Source organism: Sphingobium sp. CR2-8 (assembly GCF_035818615.1).
Classification (GTDB): Bacteria; Pseudomonadota; Alphaproteobacteria; order Sphingomonadales; family Sphingomonadaceae; genus Sphingobium.
Map to the genome: position 1 here is coordinate 3,233,990 of NZ_JAYKZY010000002.1, position 17,624 is coordinate 3,251,613.

The window sequence follows — 17,624 nt, forward strand, 5'->3', positions numbered from 1 at the left end:
CCAAGACCCTTCAGCCGGCCGCGCGTGCCGGCCTGGCCATTTCTGCGTGCCGCCACGGCGGCGGCGCAGGCGGCCAGTCCCACCGCGCAGGCGGTGGCGGGCGTCCTGCGGGGGCAGGGCGGAAGCGACGACTGGGTCCAGGAACTGGCGGGAGTTTTCGCGCCACGTTCCGGCGGCAAGATCGAAGCCGTGCGTCTCGCGGGAAGCTTTCATCCGCTGATCGCGAGCCGTTTAGCCAGGGGGCAGGAATGATGAAGGCAGTGTTTACCGTTCAGCTTCAGCCGTTCTTCAGGGCTGACGCAGATAAGGGGTTCCACTGTTGAATTCGGTAACGCCAGTGCCGCACTTTGAGGGTAAGAATGATCGAGAACCAGAAAATCAGGCCGGCCCAGGTCGTAGGGCCACTTGGAGAATCCCTTACGCTGGACAGTCTGCCGCCCGCGGATACCACCCGCTGGGTCGTGCGGCGCAAGGCGGAAGTGGTTGCGGCGGTCAATGGCGGCCTGCTGACCGTGGACGAAGCCTGCGCCCGCTATAATCTGACGCTGGAGGAGTTTGCCGGCTGGCAGCGCGCGGTCGACCGATCGGGCATGCATGGCCTGCGCGTCACACGCATCCAATATTATAAGTCGCTCTACGAGCGGCAGCAGAAATATTAAGCGGCCGCCCAAGCGATCGCTATCGATGGGATGAAGGGCCGACGGATGCCTATCCGTCGGCCCTTTGCATTTGAAAAGGTTGGAAACCATCGACGGACGCGCACAAACAGCGCAAAGCCAAGATAGTTTCCAGTCCGGAATCATTTTTCGGCCATGGAACGCGATGCCTTTTCCTCCGTTGAATGCAGCACCCAACCCGCTGGGGGCGTGGTCAAGGAGAGTATTATGGGCATTATCTTGTGGCTTATCGTCGGCGGCGTCATTGGCTGGCTCGCCAGCATGGTCATGCGCACCGACGCGCAGCAGGGCATCCTGCTCAACATCGTGGTCGGCATCGTCGGCGCGTTCATCGGCGGCCTGATTTTCAGCGGCGGCTCGATCAACAATGCCGGTCTGACGCTTTACAGCTTCCTGGTGTCGCTGGTTGGCGCCATCATCCTGCTAGCGATCGTCAATCTGGTCCGTCGTGGGTCGGTGCGATAAACGCAAAGACCTGCATCGATCAAAAAGGGTCGCGCCACGGCGCGGCCCTTTTTTTGTCCTATCGCCGCGCCGCGAACCAGCGATAAAGCGCGAGCACGGCCATCGCGCCCACGATGGCGGCGACAAATCCGGCGCGCTCGTCCGGCCGGTACAAGCCTGCGAGCCGCCCGACAAATCCGGCCAGTAATGCGCCGGCGATGCCCAGCAACAGGGTGACGATGCAGCCGCCAGGATCATGCCCGGGCATGAAGAACCGTGCGATCGCGCCCACCAGCAGGCCGACCACGATCCATCCCAGTAAATCCATGGCGCGATCCTCCCCGGCCGTTGCGCGCCGGATCGCCATTGCGACACAATCCAGCAATTTTGGCAAGGCCGCCCCATCCGAAAAGCAGAATTTGAACGCTGCGCCGCGCCCATCCCACCATCCATCGCGCATAATGGCTTTGCCGTCCCCCTTTGAACCGTGATATTGGGACTTGAGGGCGGTGCTATATTCAGATAACACAGTCGCCAGATGGCGGAGCGCCGGAGAGATGGAAGCGGCATGAATTACGAAACCCAGCTGACGGGCGACTCGATGGTCGTCGTCGACGATTATGACGCGCGCCGTCGGCGCAAGCGTATGCTGATGATCGGCGGCGGCGCGGTAGTGCTGCTGGTGGTCGCGGCCGCCTGGACATCGATGCGCGGCGAAAAGGCGGCAGGACCTGCCACGCCGGTCGCGCAAGTGCCGGTCGTCACCGTGATTCGCCCCGGCCAGTCGGTCGTGGCGCGCACCATCAGCGCAACCGGGTCGCTTGCCGCGCGGATCGACATGCCGGTCGGTGTCGTGGGCGAAGGCGGCATGGTGACGCGCGTCCTGGTACAGCCGGGCGACTGGGTACGCGCCGGACAGACGCTGGCCGTCATCGAACGGTCGGTGCAGACCGAACAGGGGCGATCGCTCGCAGCGCAGGTGGACGTGGCGCGCGCCGACGCCAAACTGGCGCAGGCGCAACTCGATCGCGCCAAGGCATTGGTCGGCCGGGGCTTCATCAGCGCCGCCGACATCGATCAGCGCACCGCGACCCGCGACGCCGCGCAAGCGCGCGTCAGCGTGGCCGCGGCGCAGCTCGCCGAACAGCGCGCCCGCACCGGGCGGCTCGACATTCGCGCCCCGGCATCCGGCTTGGTGCTGACCCGCACGGTCGAACCGGGCCAGATCGTTCAGGCGGGCGGCGGCGTCCTGTTCCGCCTGGCCAAGGATGGCGAGATGGAGTTGCAGGCGCAGGTGGCCGAAGGCGATCTGGCGGTGCTGCGCCCCGGCAACAGCGCCATGGTGACGCCGATCGGCCATAGCGACCGGTTTGCAGGGCGCGTATGGCAGGTATCGCCGGTGATCGATCCGCAGACACGCCAGGGTATCGCGCGCATCGCCATCCCCTATAACCCCGCGATCCGGCCGGGCGGCTTTGCCGCCGCCGTCATCACCAGCGGATCGGGCAGCGCGCCGCTGGTGCCGGAATCGGCGGTACAGAGCGATCCCAAAGGCAGCTATGTCTATGTGATCAACGGCAAGAATCAGGTGGAGCGCCACGACGTCACCCTCGGCCAGGTATCCGACGCCGGGGTGGCGGTGACCAGCGGGATCAATGGGACCGAAAGCATCGTCACGTCCGCCGCCGCCTTCCTGACCCCGGGGCAGAAGGTGAAGCCGGAATTGCTGAAAGCCAAATAGGGCGACGGCGGACCTGCTCCGCCCGCCCTGCACGGCATGATGCGCGCGGCGATGTGCGCCGATTGGGTTGAATGGGACGCATGCCAGGCGTCCGGTACAGGTTGAACGGACGCGCTAGCGCATCCGGTGAGGGAAGCCCGTCATGAATTTTCGCAATATTTCCGCATGGGCCATCCGCAACCCGGTAACGCCGCTCGTCCTGTTCGCCGCGCTGATGCTGGCGGGCGTCGTCAGCTTCATGCGGATGGACGTCAACAACAATCCCGACGTCAGCTTCCCCTTCGTCAGCGTCACGGTGTCGCAGCCGGGCGCCGCGCCCAGCGAGCTGGAAACGCAGGTGACGCAGCGGATCGAAGCGGCGATCCGTGGCGTCAGTGGCGTCGACGAACTCACCTCCATCGTGATGGAGGGCCAGTCGCGCACCAACGTCCAGTTCGTCATCGGCACGCCGGTCGACCGGGCGGTGAACGACGTCAAAAACGCCGTGGACCAGATCCGCAGCGACCTGCCCGACGGCATTTTGGAACCGCAGGTCACCCGCATCGACGTCGACGGCGGCCCGATCGCCTATTTCAGTGCCGAAGCGACCGACATGACGCTGGAGGAACTGTCCTGGTATGTGGATAATACCGTCGCCAAGCGATTGCTGTCGATCAGCGGCATGGCGGCGGTCAATCGCGGCGGCGGCGTCAGCCGAGAAATCCGCGTCATCCTGGACCCGGTCAAGTTGCAGGCGTTCGGCATCACCGCCGCGCAGGTGAACCAGCAACTGGTGCAGGTGAACCTGAACGCGGCGGGTGGCCGGACCGAAATCGCCGGGGCCGAGCAATCGATCCGCGTGCTGGGCAATGCCCGCAACGCGCGCGACCTGGGCGAGACCCAGATCGCCATTTCGGGCGGGCGCACGGTCAAGCTGGCGGACATTGCCGACGTGCGCGACATGTATGCCGAACAGCGCAGCCTGGCCCTGATGAACGGGCGGCAGGTCACCAGTTTCAGCATGGAAAAGGCCAAGGGATCGTCGGACGTCACCGTCTATGACGAAGCCATGAAGGTTCTGGACACGCTGAAGAAGGAAAATCCCAAGGTCCAGTTCAAGCAACTCTATACCAGCGTCGATTACACCAAGGGCCAATATCATTCGGCGATGGCCGCGATGATCGAAGGCGCGGTGCTGGCGGTCGTCATCGTATTCCTGTTCCTGCGCGACTGGCGCGCGACGATGATTTCGGCGCTCGCCATCCCCTTGTCGGCGATCCCGTCCTTCTGGTTCATGGACATGATGGGCTTTACGCTGAACGGCATTTCGCTGCTGGCGCTCAGCTTGGTCGCGGGCGTGCTGGTCGACGACGCGATCGTGGAGATCGAGAATATCGTGCGGCATATGCGGATGGGCAAATCCGCCTATCAGGCGTCGATCGACGCGGCCGACGAAATCGGCCTGGCGGTGCTCGCCACGACCATGGCGATCGTCGCGGTGTTCCTGCCCGTCGCGCTGATGCCGGGCCTGGCCGGGCAGTTCTTCATCCAGTTCGGCATGACCGTGGTCGTGTCGGTGCTGATGAGCCTGGCCGTCGCCCGCCTCATCACGCCGATGATCGCCGCCTATTTCCTCAAAGCCCATGGCGAGGCGAGCCATGGCGAAGGCTGGCTGATGGACCGCTATATGAGCGTGCTGCGCTGGTCCCTGAACAACGAGAAGGCGAAGACGCGCCGCGAACGCGGGGGTTTCCGCAACCGGCTGGCGGGCTTCTTCACCGATCATCGCGTCTGGACCCTGGGCGTCGGGATGCTGGCGTTCGTCGCCACGATCGCCGCCTTCGCCACCCTGCCGATGACGTTCCAGCCGACCACCAACACCGATTTCAGCCAGGTGAAGATCGAAACGGTGCCAGGCAGCACGCTGGCGCAGACGACCGCGATCACGCGCAAGGTCGCGGATATGCTGGCCGCCGACACCGACACGGTCGAAGCCGCCTTCGCCGATATCGAGCCGACGACCGCCGACATCTTCCTGACGCTGAAGAAGGACCGGCCGATGTCCTCGGTCGAATGGGAACGCAAGGTCGCGCCCCAGTTCCAGACCGTCGCCGACGCGCGGGTCAATTTCCAATCGCAATCGGGTGGCGGGTTCGGCCGCGATATCATCATGATGTTCGGCAGCGACGACCCCGCCAAGCTGGACGCGACCGCCAACCAGCTGGTGAAGGAACTGGCCGGTGTGGCCGAGATACGCGCGCCGCGCGTGGCGGGCGACCTGCAACGGCCCGAAATCATCATCAAGCCGCGCATGGACCTGGCCGCCAGCCTGGGCGTGACCACCGCCGCGCTGAGCCAGGCGATGCGCATCGCCACGATCGGCGACATCGACCAGAACAGCGCGCGCTATTCGCTGTCCGACCGGCAGATTCCCATTCGCGTGTCGATCGCGGAGGAAAGTCGCAAGAGCCTGTCGACGATCGAGAATATGCCGGTGCCGACCGTCACGGGTGGTTCGGTGCCGCTCAAGGTCGTGGCCGACATCCACTTCGGCGCGGGGCCGACGCAGATCCGCCGCTTTAACCAGATCCGCCGCGTCGTCGTGGGCGCGGACCTGGCGCCAGGGCTTGTGACGAGCCAGGCCATGGCGAAGATCAACGCGCTGCCCACGATGAAGGCGATCAACGAAGGCCGTATCCAGGGCGTGCAGAAACTGACCGCAGGCGACAGCAAGTTCCAGGCGGAGATGTTGCAGAACTTCGTCGTCGCCGTCCTGTCCGGCATCATGCTGGTGCTGGCGGTGCTGGTGCTGCTCTACAAGCGGATCATGCCGCCCTTCGTCAATCTGGGGTCGTTGCTGCTGGCCCCGCTAGGCGGCGCGCTGGCGCTGCATATCGCGGGGCAACCGCTGTCGATGCCGGTGTTCATCGGCCTGCTGATGCTGCTGGGCATCGTCGCCAAAAACTCGATCCTCGTCATCGACTTTGCGCTGGAGGAGATGGAGAAGGGCGTGCCCAAGAGAGAGGCGATCATCGACGCGGGTCACAAGCGCGCCCAGCCGATCGTCATGACCACCGTGGCGATGGTGGCGGGCATGGTGCCGACCGCCCTGTCGCTGTCGGGCGACGCGGCCTGGCGTGCGCCGATGGGCATCACGGTGATCGGCGGGCTGATGCTGTCGACCGTGCTGACGTTGGTGATCGTGCCGGCGATATTCAGCCTGGCGATCGGCCTGGAAAGCTGGGTCGGGCCGCGCCTTGGCCGGGGATTGATGACCTACAGGCCAGGCGACGACAAGGATCGCCCCGCCCACCCCCACCCCGCCGAATGACGCGGTTAAAAGAGGGCTTTGCCTGAACGAAACGGCCGCGTAACCGTTGGACGGCCATGACGCTGCTTCGCATCCCCCGGCCCAGAGGCGAATTCGCGCCCCATCCCGCGCGCACCATGCGGCTGGTGGCGACGGGGATGCTGGTGGCGATGGCGGTGATCTTCGTCACGGCGCGCGCCACCGCGCATCTCCATCCCGCCATCGGCTTCGTCCAGGCCTTTGCCGAGGCCGCGATGGTAGGCGGCCTGGCCGACTGGTTCGCGGTCACCGCCCTGTTCCGCCACCCGATGGGCCTGCCCATCCCGCACACCGCGATCATCCCGCGCAACAAGGACCGGATCGGCGATACGCTCGCCCTGTTCCTGCGCGACAATTTCCTGACGCCGGCCGTGATCGCGCGACGGATGCGCGGCATGGACGTCGCGGCGGCGGCAGGACGCTTCCTGGCCAGTCCGTCCGAAGGCGATGGGCGATTGCGCGAGGGCGCATCGCGGCTGGTCGCCGACATATTGGAGGCGCTGGACCAGGAACGGCTGGGCGGGATGGTGAAGGGCGCGATCGGCCAGCGGCTGCGCGCGATCCATGTCGGGCCATTAGCGGGGCAGGCAATCGAAGCGGCGATGCGCGACGGCCGCCATGCACCGGTGATGGACGGCATCATCCAATGGGCGGACCGCGCGCTGGAGGCGAACGAGCATCTGATCCGCCAGATGGTGCAGGAACGCGCGGGCAAGGTGCTGCGCTGGACCGGGCTGGACGAAAATCTGGCCAACGCCATCCTGTCTGGCCTGCGCAAGATGCTGGCGGACATGGCGGCCGACCCCGGCCACAGCCTGCGCCTGAAAGCCGAAGAGGGCATGGCGAAGCTCGCCTTCGACCTGCAATTCGATATCGAGATGCAGACCAAGGTGGCGAAGATCCGCGACGAGATCCTCGACAATCCGGCGATGCAGCGCTGGATCGAGGGGATGTGGGAACAGGCGCGCGCCGGGCTGCTGCGCGCGGTGCGCGATCCGGGCAAGGCGATGGCGGGCCGCCTGGGCGAGGCGCTGCGCCAGCTGGGCGGCACGTTGCAACAGGAAGCACGGTTGCGGCTGGTCATCAACCGCTTCGTCCGCCGCGCGGCGGTCGGCGCGACGGCGACTTACGGCGACGCTATCGTGCGCCTCGTCAGCGACACGGTACGCGGCTGGGACGCGGGCACCGTTACCAGCCGCCTGGAAAATGCGGTCGGGCGCGACCTGCAATATATTCGCGTCAACGGCACGCTGGTCGGCGGGCTGGTGGGCCTGGCGATCCATACGATCGACCGGCTGTTCTGACGCCATATTGCCACGGCGGAGCTGCGCCAGGAGCGGTATTGAGACAGCGAAGTAGACAGTAGAATGACAAAGAAGCAGTGCGTCGCGGCGCCTGAAAGCAGGATCGCCGATCGCTCTGGCATCCCCGATCCACCTCCCTATGTCGTCATACAAAAATAATGTTGCAACATATCATCAAATGATGTTGTATCATTTCATCGCGGTCACGCGTCCACGATAGATAGGAGGACGCGAACCGGCGAGAGGATGCGACAGACGAGGAGCCAAGCGATGCGACTCATGACCGTGCAGACAAAGGGACAGACGCAGGAAACAGCCGGACAATCACGTTATGGCGCGGGGCGCAAATCGCCGATCGGGTGGGGCGGCACCGTTGCGGTGCATGCGTTGCTGATCGGTGCGTTCCTGCTGATCCCCAAGCAAGTGATCGACTATGTCACCCCCACACCGCCGATCACGACCTATGCGGTCCCGGACGACCCGCCCCCGCCCGAACAGGTGCCGGAGGCGCAGGTCGATACCAAGGTTCCAACCCAGCCCCAGCCGCAGCGGCCCACCGCTACCGACCCGACCATTCCACTGCCGCAGGGTGATACGGTGCTGACCGGCACGTCCAATTCGGGCACCGGCATCGATCCCGGTCCCACGATCACCCTGCCCCCGGCCGATCCACCGCGCGAGCCGGTAGTCACCCAAGCGGCGATCGATCCGCGCGCGCTGTCGGCGTTCCAGCCCGATTATCCCGGCGCGATGATCCGCCAGGGGGCGGAAGGCACGGTCACGGTGCGCGTCACCATCAGCCCCGAAGGCCGCGTCACCGATATCGAGCGGATATCGGCCACTGACGAGAGTTTCTGGCTGGCGACCCAGCGCCACGCGCTGCGCCAATGGCGGTTCCGGCCTGCCACGCGCGATGGCGTCGCGATCGGCTCGACCAAGGTGCTGACGGTGCGCTTCACCCTGACCGAAGGATAGGGACGGATATTTCGGGGAAAGGCGTCATGGACCATTTTGCATTGCCGCCCGCCCTGCCCTATAAGAGCGACATGGCGATCTTTCCCCGTCCCGTTTCCCCCAAAAATGCGCTTGGCGATTTCTGGGGCTATTTCAAACAGCAGCGGCAGCATAAATGGCCGTTGCTGGGTGTGTCCGCTGCGCTGACCTATGTGATCGTCTGGACGTTCATCGTCGACGCGAACACCAACACCATGCCGACGCGCAACAAGATTATCTATTTCCAGAGCTGGGACGCCGACCGGTCCGACGCGGCGATCATCCTGCAACAGAAGATCGATTTCGCGAAGCGCGAGGCGGCGTTGCAGAAGCAGCAGAAGAAGATGCAGGGCTATGCCGACGCCTTCGGCATCGAATGGCGGGCCGAGGAAGCGCGCAACACCGCCAAGCGCAAGGAAGCCGTCAAGCAGATCGACGCGCTGCTGGACGACCGGCTGGCCAAGGCGGAGGCCGTGGCACCGACCGCCGCCGCCAAGCCTGCGGCGCAGCCGACGACCACCGCACGACCCTGAACCGCATGACGGCGCCCGTGCAGGAGTCGTCGGCGCAGGATCGACGCTATATGGCCGCCGCCATCGCCCTGTCGGGGCGCGGCCGGGGCCTTTCGACCCCCAATCCCAATGTCGGCTGCCTGATCGTGCGGGACGGACGGATCGTCGGGCGCGGCTGGACCCAGCGCGGCGGCCGCCCCCATGCCGAAGCGCAGGCGCTGGACCAGGCGATGGACCGGGCGGCGGGGGCGACGGCCTATGTGACATTGGAACCCTGTTTTCACCTGTCGCCACGCGGGCCGCGCTGCGCCGACCTGATGGCGCGCGCGGGCATCGCGCGCATGGTGATCGCGCTGCGCGATCCCGATCCCCGCACCGATGGACAGGGCGCCGCCTGGCTGCGCGACCGGGGCGTGACGGTCGACATGGGCCTGATGGCGGAGGAGGCCGCCCGGGCCATGGCGGGTTTCGTGCTGCGCCAGACGCTGGGCCGCCCGCATGTGACGTTGAAGCTGGGCCTGTCGCTCGACGGACGAATCGCGCTGGCGGACGGATCGAGCCGGTGGATCACCGGGCCGGACGCGCGCGCGCATGCGCATATGGAACGGGCGCGGCATGACGCGATACTGGTGGGCGGCGGCACGTTGCGCGCCGATGCGCCCCGTCTGGACGTGCGGCTGGCGGGACTGGCGGATCGATCGCCGCGCCGGGTGCTGCTGAGCCGGGGCGATGCCCCCGCCGGTTGGGAACGGATCGGCGCGCCGCAGGAGATCGCCGCGCTGGACCGCGTCGACCATCTGCTGGTCGAGGGCGGCGCGGAGACGGCGGCGGCCTTCCTGCGCGCGGACCTGGTCGACCGGTTGCTGCTCTATCGCGCGCCGATCGTCATCGGGTCCGGGCTGGCCGGGATCGGCGACATCGGCCTGCCCGATCTGGCCGCCGCGCATGGCCGCTGGCGGATGACCGATACGCGCCGACTGGGCGTCGACCGGCTGGAGGTTTACGAGGCGGCGCGGAGCGCCTAAGTCCGCATTCCCATTCTTCCGTTCGGTAACTAGGACCAACGCATGTTCACTGGCATCATCACCGACATCGGGACCATCCGCAGCCACGAACAGCGCGGCGACCTGCGGCTCGTCATCGGATGCGGTTATGCCATGGACAGCGTCGCCATCGGCGCGTCGATCGCCTGTTCGGGCGCCTGTCTGACGGTGGTGGAAAAGGGCGCGGACTGGTTCGCGGTCGACCTGTCGGCGGAGACGGTGACGCGCACCGCGCCGGGCCTGTGGAACGAAGGCGGACGGCTGAACCTGGAACGCGCGCTCAAGGTCGGCGACGAACTGGGCGGGCATATCGTGACCGGCCATGTCGACGGCATCGGCCATCTGGTGTCGGCGACGCATGAGGGCGATTCGATCCGGCTGGTCATCAGCGCGCCTGCCGACCTCGCCGCCGCGCTGGCTGCCAAGGGATCGATCACGCTCGACGGTATTTCGCTGACCGTGAACAGCGTGGAGGATCAGGCCGATGGCAGCGTCCATTTCGGGCTGAACATCATCCCGCACACGGCCGCCGCGACGACGCTGGACGCGCTGCCTGAGGGGCGGACGTTCAACCTGGAGATCGACGTGCTGGCCCGTTATCTCGACCGGATGCAGAGTCTGCGCAACCGTTGATCGGGCGGGAACCAGGTCTTCCCGACCCGACGGCCATGCCCGCAGGATGATCATATTGTGATTTCTCACTTGAAATAATCACACTGTAATGTGATATTTGACGCCTGCCCGATCCTGGGAAGGAGTCGTTTTCATGTCGTCCGCGCTTCTCGATACCGTCCGCAACCTCGTCACCGGTGGCGGCATGTCCCGCTCCGGCCTCGCGCGCGCCGCTGGCCTGCACGCCAATTCGCTGCGGAAGCTGGGCGAAAGCGACTGGAACCCGACCGCCGACACGCTGGGCAAGCTGGAATCCTATCTGCTGAAGCGGGAGGGCGGCACCGCGCTCGCCAGCCCCGAGGAAATCATCAACGAAGCGCGCAACGGCCGCATGTTCATCCTGGTCGATGACGAGGATCGCGAGAATGAAGGCGATCTGGTCATCCCGGCGCAGATGGCGACGCCCGACGCGATCAATTTCATGGCGACCCATGGCCGTGGCCTGATCTGCCTGGCGCTGACCAAGGACCGGGTCGACCAGCTGGGCCTGGACCTGATGAGCCGCAACAACGGCACCCGTCACGAAACCGCCTTCACCGTATCGATCGAGGCGCGCGAGGGCGTCGACACCGGCATCAGCGCCGCCGACCGCGCGCGCACCGTATCGGTCGCGATCGACGCGTCGAAGACCCGCGCCGACATCGTGACGCCGGGCCATGTCTTCCCGCTGATCGCGCGCGACGGCGGCGTGCTGGTCCGCACCGGCCATACCGAAGCGGCGGTGGACGTTGCGCGCCTGGCCGGCCTCAATCCGTCGGGCGTCATCTGCGAAGTGATGAAGGACGACGGCACGATGGCGCGCCTGGACGACCTGATCGTCTTTGCGCAAAAGCACAAGATGAAGATCGGCACGATCCGCGACCTGATCGCCTATCGCCGCCGCTACGACCATATGATCGAGCGCCGCGCCGAAACCACCTTCAAGAGCCAGTGGGGCGGCGACTGGAAGGCGATCAGCTTCTATAATCGCGCGACCCAGGCGGAACAGCTGGTGCTGCAAAAAGGCCATGTCGTCCCCGACCAGCCGACTCTGGTGCGCATGCATCAACTCTCGCTGCTGGACGATGTCTATGGCGCGGTGGGTACGCGGTCCGGGCTGCTGGCCAAGTCGATGGAGATCATCGGCAACGAAGGATCGGGCCTGATCGTGATCCTGACCGGCAATGAGGATGGCGATTTCGTCAGCCGTTGCGTGCAGAGCCATGCCGGCCTGGCGCCTGCGGGCATGGATGAATTGCGCAACTATGGCGCGGGCGCGCAGATCCTGGCGGACATGGGCGTGCATGACATGGTCCTGCTGACCAACAGCCATCACAGCCTGATCGCGCTTGACGGCTACGACCTGGCCGTGGTTGGGCAGCGCCCGATCGAGCTGTAAGGACAAAGCATCATGGCAAAATTCCTCATCGTGGAAGCCCGCTTCTACGACCATCTGAACGACCTGCTGATCGAAGGCGCGAAAGCCGCGCTGGATGAAGCGGGCCACAAATATGAGGTGGTGACGGTGCCGGGCGCGCTGGAAATCCCCGGCGCGATCGCGCTGGCGGCGGAAAGCGGCCGTTATGACGGCTTCGTCGCGATCGGCGTGGTGATCCGCGGCGAAACCTATCATTTCGAAGTGGTGTCGAACGAAAGCGCCCGCGGCCTGATGGCGCTCAGCATGGACGCCATCGCCATCGGCAATGGCATCCTGACGGTCGAAAATGAAGCGCAGGCGCTGACCCGCGCCAAGCCGACCGAAAAGGACAAGGGCGGCGAAGCGGCGAAAGCGGCGATCGCGATGCTGGCGCTGCGCGAACGGTTCGGGATGTAGAATCCGCGGCTGTTCCCCGGCCCTTCGACTGCCTGCCAAGGCAGGCGATCAGAAAGGCCGTAAGCCGGGGAACAGGTTAAAGCATGGGACTGGACCCCGGCCTGCGCCGGGGAACAGCTATGTCAGGCGTCTGCCTTTTCCTGCGCGAGCGTGGGATAGTCGGTATAGCCCTTCTCGCCCGGCGCGTACCAGGTCGGCATGGCCTGCAAGGCGTTGAGCGACGCCCCTTCGCGCAGGCGCTCCACCAGATCGGGATTGGCCATGAAGGGTCGACCGAAGCTGATCGCATCGGCCAGCCCGCTGTCCAGGTCCGCCTGCGCCCGCGCCGCATCATAATCGCTGTTCAGGATCAGCGGCCCCTTGAAATGCTGGCGGATGCGCGGCGACTGGCGCGGCACGTCCGTCGCGCCGAACGTACCGTCCGGTCCCGGCTCCCGCAGTTCGAGCGAGGCGATGCCGATGGCGTCCAGCACGGCGGCGGCATGGGCGAAGAGGCTGGCAGGATCGCTGTCGTCCACGCCCTGGCTGTCGCCATTGGGGGACAGGCGCACCGATACGCGATCCGCGCCGATCGCGTCGACCACCGCCTGCGTCACGTCCTTGAGTAACCGCACCCGGTTTTCGACGCTGCCGCCATAGATGTCGGTGCGGAAATTGGCGTTGTCGCGCAGGAACTGGTCGATCAGATAGCCGTTAGCGGCATGGATCTGGATCCCGTCGAAACCGGCGGCGATGGCGTTGTGCGCGGCGCGGACATAGGTGTCGATCAGGCCGGTAATTTCCTCGACCGTCAGAGGGCGCGCCGTCTCGAACGGCTTCTTGCCCTCATAGGTATGCGCGTCGCCGGCCGTGGCGGTCGCGCTCGATGATACGGGCTGCTCGCCGGTCACGCTGCTATGCACCTGGCGGCCCATATGCCAGAGCTGGACGATGATCCGCCCGCCCGCGTCATGCACCGCTTGCGTCACCGGCTGCCATGCGGCAACCTGTTCGTCGGACCAGATGCCCGGCGCATGGGGCCAGCCCAGCCCCTGCCGCGAAATGCCGGTCGCTTCGCTGATGATGAGGCCGGCCGAAGCGCGCTGGCGATAATAGTCCACCATGATCGGGGTGGGCACATCGCGGGTGGCGCGGCCACGGGTCAGCGGGGCCATCAGGATGCGGTTGGGCGCATCGATGGCGCCGATCTGGACGGGATCGAACAGGCTGGGCATGGAAACTCCGTCATTAAAAGTTGCATATTGCAACGGGACTTGATGCGCAAAGCGAGCTAGGGAGCCGCCATGTCCAGTTCAACCCCCGCAGCGCCAATTCCTATCCCGCGCATGGCCTTTCCCGCGCTGCTGCTGGCGAACCTGATCCTGCCGCTGGGACCGGTGCTGGTGCGCCTGTCCGATGTCGGGCCGGTGGCGGCGGCCTTCTGGCGGTTGATGCTGGCCGTGCCGTTCCTGCTGCTGCTGGCGTGGCCCGGCCTCAAACGCAGGCCGCCGACGCGCCGCGAAGGGACGGCGCTGATCCTGTCGGGGCTGGTGTTCGCCGCCGACCTGGCGGCCTGGCATCTGGGCATCCTCTATACCAAGGTCGCCAATGCGACGATCTTCGGCAATATGAGCGCGCTGTTCCTGCCCGCCTGGGGCATGCTGGTGCTGCGCCAGAAGCCCAAGGGCATGCAGGCGGCGGCGCTGCTGCTGGCAGGCGCGGGCGCGCTGGTGATGATGGGGGGCAGTTACGAACTGTCGATCGGCAATCTGAAGGGGGACCTGCTCTGCCTGCTCGCGGGCGTCCTCTACACCGCCTATCTGCTGATCGTGCAGAAGGCGCGCGGGCGGCTGGACAGCTGGTCGGTGCTGGCGGTGTCGAGCGTGGTGAGCGCGCCTGCCCTGCTGCTATGCGCGCTCGCGCTGGACGAACGGGTAATGCCGGGCGACTGGACGCCGCTGATCGTCCTGGCCCTGTCCAGCCAGTTGGTGGGACAGGGGTTGCTGACCTATGCGATCGGCTGGTTTTCACCGCTGGTGCTGGGGGTCAGCCTGCTGCTGCAACCCGCCGTCGCGGCGGTGCTGGGCTGGCTGTTGTTCGGCGAATGGCTTGGCCCCGTCGATATGATCGGCACGGTGGCGGTCGCGGCCGCGCTGGTGCTTGTGCGCCTGCCGTCGCGGGCCTAGATAGTGAGCCATGACCGAGACATCCGACCTGACCCTGGACGAAATCCGCGCGCTGCTGGCGCCGCTCTTGCCGCGCCACGCCGCGTTCGACGGCTGGCGGCCGCAGGCCGTGGCGATGGCGGCGGCGGAACAGGGCATCGATCCGGATATCGCCGCGCTCGCCTTTGCCGATGGACCGGTCGACATGATCGACGCCTGGTTCGCCAGCATCGACGCGCGCATGGTCGAGGCATTGCCGGTCGAGGCACTGGCGGCGCTGTCGATCCGACGGAAGATCGTCGTCCTGATCGAGGCGCGGCTGACGCTGCTCGCCCCCGACCGGGAAGCGCTCCGCCGCGCCATCGCGATTCTGGCGCTGCCGACCAACGCGGCCCGCGCGGCCCGGTTGGGCTGGCGCGCAGCCGATACGATGTGGCGCGCGGCGGGCGACAGCGCGACCGACCTCAACCATTATAGCAAGCGCATGACGCTGACCGCCATCTATGCGGCGACGATGCTGGTGTTCGTCGATGACGACAGCGACAATCATACCGATAGCCGCGCCTTCCTGGCCCGGCGGATCGACAATCTGATGCAGTTCGAAAAGGCGAAGGCGAGGTTCAAGGGCGACGGTGAACGGCTGAGCCTGTCCCGCTTCATTGGACGACTGCGCTATCCCGCGATCTGACGCTGACGCGTAGGCGCCGCGATCCCGCGGAAATGCGTTTTTTGTGGCGTTAACCAGCCGGTATTGATAGTCACTCGCAAAACCAGCCTGTGAGTCCCCTTTCCTTGCTCCTGACCGAATTGCCGCTACGCCAGCCCGCCTATGTCGACCTGATCGACTGGGCGGCCATCACCCCGTCGGAGGGCCAGCGCCTGCGCGAATTCGGCCTGTGCGAAGGGGCCAGCGTCGAGGCGCTGCATCACGGCGGCATCGTCTTCAAGGGACCGATCGCCTGCCGGATCGGCCGCATGACCATCGCCATGCGGCGCAGCCATGCCGCCGCCGTCACCGTCCGCACCGGGCCGGAGCCATCCGGGCGGGAGGCGGCGGCATGAGCGCCCTGCCGCTGGTCGCGCTGGTCGGCAATCCCAATGCCGGGAAGAGCGCGCTGTTCAACGCGCTGACCGGCGCGCGGCAGAAACTGGGCAATTATCCCGGCGTCACCGTGGAGCGCAAGGCGGGGCGGCTGGCCCTGTCGGATGGTCGCCCGATCGAACTGGTCGACCTGCCCGGCACCTACAGCCTGAACCCCAACAGCCCCGATGAACAAGTGACGCGCGATGTCGTGCTGGGCAAACAGGATGGCGAAAAGCTGCCCGACGCACTGGTGATCGTGGTCGATGCGGCGAACCTGGATAATCATCTGCGGTTCGCGCTGGAACTGATCGCGCTGGGACTGCCCACCATCGTGGCGCTCAACATGGTCGATCTGGCGACGCGCGACGGGCTGGAACTGGACGCAGCGATATTGGCGCGCGAACTGGGCGTGCCGGTGGTGCCGACGGTGGCGGTGCGCAAGCGCGGGCTGGATCATCTGAAAACCGAACTGGAAGGCGTTCTGGGCGCCGGGCCAGTGCCGTTGCGTGCTGGCGAGCCGCAGGATTTCGACGCGGTGCGCCGCAATGCCGGGCGGATCGCGCGCGCCACGATCGTCCGGGAAACGCCGTCGCGCCGGTTGACGGCGGCGGTGGACCGGGTGGCGCTGCATCCCTTTTTCGGGCTGATCCTGCTGCTGGGCTTGTTGTTCGTCATGTTCCAGGCGGTGTTCGCCTGGGCCGCTGTGCCTGCCGACATGCTGGAAGGATGGGTGACGGCGCTGGGCGAAGCAGTGACAGCGCTGCTGCCGCCGGGCATCCTGCACGATTTCCTGTTGCAGGGCGTCGTCGGCGGGGTGGGCGCGGTGATCGTGTTCCTGCCGCAGATCCTGATCCTGTTCTTCTTCGTCCTGATGCTGGAGGCAACCGGCTATATGGCGCGGGCGGGCTTTATGATGGACGGCATCATGGCGCGGGTCGGCCTGTCCGGGCGGGCGTTCATTCCGCTGCTGTCCTCCTTTGCCTGCGCGGTGCCGGGCATCATGGCGACGCGTACGATCAGCGACCCCAAGGACCGGCTGACCACCATATTGATTGCGCCGCTGATGACCTGTTCGGCGCGGCTGCCGGTCTATGGCCTGATCATCGCTGCGTTCATTCCCCCGCGCGAGGTGGCCGGCGGGATCGGCTTGCAGGGGCTGGTGCTGTTCATGCTCTATGTCGCCGGGATCGTTGGCGCGATGCTGGCCGCCTGGGCGCTGCGGCTGACGGTGGCCAAGGGCACGAGCAGCGGATTCCTGATGGAAATGCCCAAATATCAGTGGCCCCGGCCGCAGGATATCGCGATCGGCCTGTGGCAGCGCGGGGTCATATTCCTGAAGCGCGCAGGCACGATCATCCTGCTAACCAATGTCATATTGTGGGTGCTGGCCAGTTTCCCCCATGCGCCCGCTGGCGTGAAGCAAAGCGAGTACAGCATCGCCGGGCGGATCGCGGGCGGGATCAACGTGCTGGTCGAGCCGATCGGGTTCAACCGCGACATTTCGCTGGCGCTGTTGCCGACCATGGCCGCGCGCGAGGTCGCCGTGTCTGCCATCGCCACCGTCTATGCGATCGACGCGGGGGATGACGAGGATGCGCTGAGCCGGACGCTGGGCGAAAGGCTGGCCGGGCGGTGGAGTCTGGCGACGGCGCTCGCCTTCCTCGCCTGGTTCGTGTTCGCGCCGCAGTGCATTTCCACCATCGCCGTGACCCGGCGGGAGACGAACGGATGGAAATGGCCGCTATTCATGGTCGGCTATCTGTTCGCGCTGGCCTATGTCGCGGCGGGCATCACCTACTGGACCGCAACCGCGATGGGTTTGGGGTAGCTTCCGCCTAGACGGCGAAAGTGGCGGGTCTATAAGAGCCG

At 66.0% G+C, this 17,624-nt stretch carries 18 protein-coding genes; 16 read left to right on the plus strand and 2 right to left on the minus strand.

Annotated features, from left to right (window positions below):
* Positions 1-24 precede the first annotated feature (24 nt).
* The 3 genes from U5A82_RS19860 (at position 25) to U5A82_RS19870 (ending at position 1,142) form a co-directional block, all read left to right on the plus strand.
* Positions 25-252: a hypothetical protein gene (locus tag U5A82_RS19860; protein ID WP_326292580.1), complete on the plus strand. Its 228-nt coding sequence runs from the start codon at positions 25-27 to the stop codon at positions 250-252.
* A gap of 107 nt (positions 253-359) precedes the next feature.
* Positions 360-659, plus strand: coding sequence for a CtrA inhibitor SciP (gene sciP, locus U5A82_RS19865; RefSeq protein WP_326292581.1), 300 nt, complete (start codon positions 360-362; stop codon positions 657-659).
* A gap of 225 nt (positions 660-884) precedes the next feature.
* Positions 885-1,142 (plus strand): GlsB/YeaQ/YmgE family stress response membrane protein, encoded by a 258-nt coding sequence (locus U5A82_RS19870; RefSeq protein ID WP_088182423.1) that lies wholly within the window; start codon positions 885-887, stop codon positions 1,140-1,142.
* 58 nt (positions 1,143-1,200) lie between these two features.
* Here the strand turns inward: U5A82_RS19870 and U5A82_RS19875 are convergent, their stop codons facing one another.
* Entirely contained in the window at positions 1,201-1,449 is a 249-nt protein-coding gene (locus U5A82_RS19875) for a GlsB/YeaQ/YmgE family stress response membrane protein (protein WP_326293007.1), read from the minus strand.
* A 240-nt stretch (positions 1,450-1,689) separates the two neighbouring features.
* On the opposite strand from U5A82_RS19875, the gene U5A82_RS19880 reads away from it, so the two are divergent.
* The 9 genes from U5A82_RS19880 to ribH all read left to right on the plus strand — a co-directional run bounded on the left by U5A82_RS19880 (position 1,690) and on the right by ribH (position 12,527).
* A complete protein-coding gene (locus U5A82_RS19880; RefSeq protein ID WP_326292582.1) occupies positions 1,690-2,862 on the plus strand; it encodes an efflux RND transporter periplasmic adaptor subunit in 1,173 nt (390 codons plus the stop codon).
* A 142-nt stretch (positions 2,863-3,004) separates the two neighbouring features.
* On the plus strand, positions 3,005-6,172 hold the full coding sequence (locus tag U5A82_RS19885) for an efflux RND transporter permease subunit (RefSeq protein WP_326292583.1): 3,168 nt from the start codon (positions 3,005-3,007) through the stop codon (positions 6,170-6,172).
* Between the two features lie 56 nt (positions 6,173-6,228).
* Entirely contained in the window at positions 6,229-7,494 is a 1,266-nt protein-coding gene (locus U5A82_RS19890) for a DUF445 domain-containing protein (RefSeq protein ID WP_326292584.1), read from the plus strand.
* Positions 7,495-7,764: 270 nt separating this feature from the next.
* Positions 7,765-8,469 carry an energy transducer TonB gene (locus U5A82_RS19895; protein WP_442802192.1) on the plus strand — a complete coding sequence of 235 codons (705 nt, stop codon included), beginning with the start codon at positions 7,765-7,767 and terminating at the stop codon, positions 8,467-8,469.
* Between the two features lie 26 nt (positions 8,470-8,495).
* Entirely contained in the window at positions 8,496-9,020 is a 525-nt protein-coding gene (locus U5A82_RS19900; RefSeq protein WP_326292585.1) for a hypothetical protein, read from the plus strand.
* Positions 9,021-9,025: 5 nt separating this feature from the next.
* Positions 9,026-10,024, plus strand: a complete 999-nt coding sequence (ribD, locus tag U5A82_RS19905) for a bifunctional diaminohydroxyphosphoribosylaminopyrimidine deaminase/5-amino-6-(5-phosphoribosylamino)uracil reductase RibD (protein WP_326292586.1) — start codon at positions 9,026-9,028, stop codon at positions 10,022-10,024.
* 42 nt (positions 10,025-10,066) lie between these two features.
* Positions 10,067-10,675: a riboflavin synthase gene (locus U5A82_RS19910; protein WP_326292587.1), complete on the plus strand. Its 609-nt coding sequence runs from the start codon at positions 10,067-10,069 to the stop codon at positions 10,673-10,675.
* Positions 10,676-10,808: 133 nt separating this feature from the next.
* Positions 10,809-12,092 carry a 3,4-dihydroxy-2-butanone-4-phosphate synthase gene (gene ribB, locus U5A82_RS19915; protein ID WP_326292588.1) on the plus strand — a complete coding sequence of 428 codons (1,284 nt, stop codon included), beginning with the start codon at positions 10,809-10,811 and terminating at the stop codon, positions 12,090-12,092.
* Positions 12,093-12,104: 12 nt separating this feature from the next.
* Positions 12,105-12,527 carry a 6,7-dimethyl-8-ribityllumazine synthase gene (ribH, locus tag U5A82_RS19920; RefSeq protein WP_169572860.1) on the plus strand — a complete coding sequence of 141 codons (423 nt, stop codon included), beginning with the start codon at positions 12,105-12,107 and terminating at the stop codon, positions 12,525-12,527.
* Between the two features lie 122 nt (positions 12,528-12,649).
* Here the strand turns inward: ribH and U5A82_RS19925 are convergent, their stop codons facing one another.
* Positions 12,650-13,741 (minus strand): alkene reductase, encoded by a 1,092-nt coding sequence (locus U5A82_RS19925; protein WP_326292589.1) that lies wholly within the window; start codon positions 13,739-13,741, stop codon positions 12,650-12,652.
* Between the two features lie 69 nt (positions 13,742-13,810).
* Between U5A82_RS19925 and U5A82_RS19930 the strand changes: the two genes are divergently transcribed.
* From U5A82_RS19930 to feoB, 4 genes are all read left to right on the plus strand, one after another.
* Complete coding sequence (locus U5A82_RS19930; RefSeq protein ID WP_326292590.1) at positions 13,811-14,692, plus strand: DMT family transporter; 882 nt, start codon at positions 13,811-13,813, stop codon at positions 14,690-14,692.
* 10 nt (positions 14,693-14,702) lie between these two features.
* A complete protein-coding gene (locus U5A82_RS19935) occupies positions 14,703-15,359 on the plus strand; it encodes a COQ9 family protein (protein WP_326292591.1) in 657 nt (218 codons plus the stop codon).
* A gap of 104 nt (positions 15,360-15,463) precedes the next feature.
* Complete coding sequence (locus U5A82_RS19940) at positions 15,464-15,733, plus strand: FeoA family protein (protein ID WP_326293009.1); 270 nt, start codon at positions 15,464-15,466, stop codon at positions 15,731-15,733.
* On the plus strand, positions 15,730-17,583 hold the full coding sequence (gene feoB, locus U5A82_RS19945; RefSeq protein WP_326292592.1) for a ferrous iron transporter B: 1,854 nt from the start codon (positions 15,730-15,732) through the stop codon (positions 17,581-17,583). The genes U5A82_RS19940 and feoB overlap by 4 nt, the downstream gene beginning before the upstream one ends.
* Positions 17,584-17,624: the final 41 nt, after the last annotated feature.

Excerpts from the sequence above, each read along its gene's own strand:
- sciP (WP_326292581.1), top strand. The coding sequence starts at position 360 with ATGATCGAGAACCAGAAAATCAGGCCGGCCCAGGTCGTAGGGCCACTT.
- U5A82_RS19870 (WP_088182423.1), top strand. The coding sequence starts at position 885 with ATGGGCATTATCTTGTGGCTTATCGTCGGCGGCGTCATTGGCTGGCTC.
- U5A82_RS19875 (WP_326293007.1), bottom strand. The coding sequence starts at position 1,449 with ATGGATTTACTGGGATGGATCGTGGTCGGCCTGCTGGTGGGCGCGATC.
- U5A82_RS19880 (WP_326292582.1), top strand. The coding sequence starts at position 1,690 with ATGAATTACGAAACCCAGCTGACGGGCGACTCGATGGTCGTCGTCGAC.
- U5A82_RS19885 (WP_326292583.1), top strand. The coding sequence starts at position 3,005 with ATGAATTTTCGCAATATTTCCGCATGGGCCATCCGCAACCCGGTAACG.
- U5A82_RS19890 (WP_326292584.1), top strand. The coding sequence starts at position 6,229 with ATGACGCTGCTTCGCATCCCCCGGCCCAGAGGCGAATTCGCGCCCCAT.
- U5A82_RS19895 (WP_442802192.1), top strand. The coding sequence starts at position 7,765 with ATGCGACTCATGACCGTGCAGACAAAGGGACAGACGCAGGAAACAGCC.
- U5A82_RS19900 (WP_326292585.1), top strand. The coding sequence starts at position 8,496 with ATGGACCATTTTGCATTGCCGCCCGCCCTGCCCTATAAGAGCGACATG.
- ribD (WP_326292586.1), top strand. The coding sequence starts at position 9,026 with ATGACGGCGCCCGTGCAGGAGTCGTCGGCGCAGGATCGACGCTATATG.
- U5A82_RS19910 (WP_326292587.1), top strand. The coding sequence starts at position 10,067 with ATGTTCACTGGCATCATCACCGACATCGGGACCATCCGCAGCCACGAA.
- ribB (WP_326292588.1), top strand. The coding sequence starts at position 10,809 with ATGTCGTCCGCGCTTCTCGATACCGTCCGCAACCTCGTCACCGGTGGC.
- ribH (WP_169572860.1), top strand. The coding sequence starts at position 12,105 with ATGGCAAAATTCCTCATCGTGGAAGCCCGCTTCTACGACCATCTGAAC.
- U5A82_RS19925 (WP_326292589.1), bottom strand. The coding sequence starts at position 13,741 with ATGCCCAGCCTGTTCGATCCCGTCCAGATCGGCGCCATCGATGCGCCC.
- U5A82_RS19930 (WP_326292590.1), top strand. The coding sequence starts at position 13,811 with ATGTCCAGTTCAACCCCCGCAGCGCCAATTCCTATCCCGCGCATGGCC.
- U5A82_RS19935 (WP_326292591.1), top strand. The coding sequence starts at position 14,703 with ATGACCGAGACATCCGACCTGACCCTGGACGAAATCCGCGCGCTGCTG.
- feoB (WP_326292592.1), top strand. The coding sequence starts at position 15,730 with ATGAGCGCCCTGCCGCTGGTCGCGCTGGTCGGCAATCCCAATGCCGGG.